Below are 1,710 nucleotides of genomic sequence, written 5' to 3' on the forward strand. Positions count from 1 at the left end.
CGAACAAGGTATTGAACGGGAAAAGACATTGATTCTTCGTCAAATTAAACGCAAGTTAGGGGAGATTAATCCTTCATTGGAAACTAAAATTATGCAGTTAAGTATTGATGATGTCGAAGTATTAGGAGAAGCTTTATTCGACTTCTCTACGGTTGAAGATTTAATCAATTGGTTAAATACTTTAATTACCCTGTAAAATTGTCATTTTCAGGTATGAATTTCAGTTAACAGTTAACAGTTATCAGTGTATTTCCCCATCTCCTTGCAGGAGTCGCAATTCCCCCTCTCCTACGAGGAGATGGGGTTAGGGGGAGAGGTAAAATCATTCATTTCCAGAACTGATTCGCTACATTTCATCTACTAGCAATACATTTTGATGAGCTAACTGTTTCCATTGCCTATCATTAGTGATAATGTAGGTTGCTGAATATGCGATCGCTGTTCCCAGTTGAATCGCATCGGGTGTTTTGAGAGTGTATTGGGTACGAAGAGCGATCGTCTCATTAGCAATAGATAAATCGATTGGTAACAGAGTAATTTGGCTCGAACGGGTGAAATATGTCCGGTATTGTTCTACCAACTCCTGATTACCTATCCTTGCTGGATGGGTAACAATTTCGATAAAAGTGATCATCGAAGTGATAACCTTAACCTGATAAATGGAGACATCATAAAATAACTTTTCCATATAAGCAAAAAAGATGGGATGTTGCTCGAAAAAGTAAATAAAAGGAGCCGTATCTAAAAATACAATATTTCCCGGTTATAAAACTATTCCCATGATGATCGCTCCTGCTGAATATAAGCATCTACATCAATTGATTGCCACATTTCTTGCCCCAATCCCGCCGCATCGCGGAAATCTAATGGCTTATCTTCTAACTCTGGTTTAGCTTGCAAAAACTTTGCAAAATCCAAAATTTTATTCGCTCGATCTTCAGGCATTGATTTCACGATTTTGTAAATTTCGTCGGCTACACTCATAAGTAAATTCTCTCTTGTCTATTATGGACATTTTACCATAGCAATTTCATCGGGTAGTGAACATTACGAGAAACCCGTTTTCTTGTAATAAATGTTAATTTTTGTGATAGCACCCTTGAAAAATTAGGGATTGTTGGGCTAAAACTGTTAGCAATAAACCTTTGCAGTTAATGTCATGACTTCTCCCCTGTTGCCGATTTTTCCTGCTGTTTACGATAGTTTGTTCGATTTCGCTCAATCTGATGGATTTTAGGCGAATTTGGCAATAGCTGTAGGTTAAGGGGGTGAGGTCATAACAATCCGTTGCCAAAACCGACTTTTCAGAATACAATACATAAGAGTAGTCATTCATCACTCAGATTAGTTAAGATGATATTACATGACTAATAATATTGACCATGATCGATTATTTAAGGAGTTAATCTCCACCTTTTTTGTCGAATTTATCGAGTTGTTTTTCCCTCAATTGATCGATTATTTAGATAGGGAATCGATTACTTTTTTAGACAAAGAAGTATTTACCGATGTCACAGAAGGAGAAAGGTATGAAAGCGATTTAGTCGCACAAGTTAAGTTTCGAGGAAAAGAATCTTTCTTTCTGATTCATGTAGAGGCGCAGGAAAGTTCCCGAAAGTGGTTTAACCGGCGAATGTTTACTTATTTTGCTCGCTTTCATGAGAAATTTGTCTTACCGATTTATCCGATTGTAATTTTTTCTTATTCAAG

At 36.8% G+C, this 1,710-nt stretch carries 4 protein-coding genes; 2 read left to right on the forward strand and 2 right to left on the reverse strand.

Annotation, left to right across the window (positions count from 1 at the left end):
* Positions 1–196, forward strand: a 196-nt coding sequence (locus tag PX636_RS04325; protein WP_288116322.1) for a DUF4351 domain-containing protein, incomplete at its 5' end; no start/stop codon positions are given.
* Positions 197–346: 150 nt separating this feature from the next.
* On the opposite strand, the gene PX636_RS04330 is transcribed toward PX636_RS04325, so the two are convergent.
* Both PX636_RS04330 and PX636_RS04335 read right to left on the reverse strand, forming a co-directional pair.
* On the reverse strand, positions 347–754 hold the full coding sequence (locus PX636_RS04330) for a type II toxin-antitoxin system VapC family toxin (RefSeq protein WP_288116324.1): 408 nt from the start codon (positions 752–754) through the stop codon (positions 347–349).
* Positions 755–771: 17 nt separating this feature from the next.
* Positions 772–984: a DUF2281 domain-containing protein gene (locus PX636_RS04335; protein ID WP_002738971.1), complete on the reverse strand. Its 213-nt coding sequence runs from the start codon at positions 982–984 to the stop codon at positions 772–774.
* Between the two features lie 379 nt (positions 985–1,363).
* Between PX636_RS04335 and PX636_RS04340 the strand changes: the two genes are divergently transcribed.
* Positions 1,364–1,710: Rpn family recombination-promoting nuclease/putative transposase (locus PX636_RS04340; RefSeq protein ID WP_288116323.1), on the forward strand; the 347-nt coding region annotated here is incomplete at its 3' end.

The sequence above is a fragment of the Microcystis sp. M53598_WE2 genome, from assembly GCF_030067735.1.
GTDB classification, from domain to species: domain Bacteria; phylum Cyanobacteriota; class Cyanobacteriia; order Cyanobacteriales; family Microcystaceae; genus Microcystis; species Microcystis aeruginosa.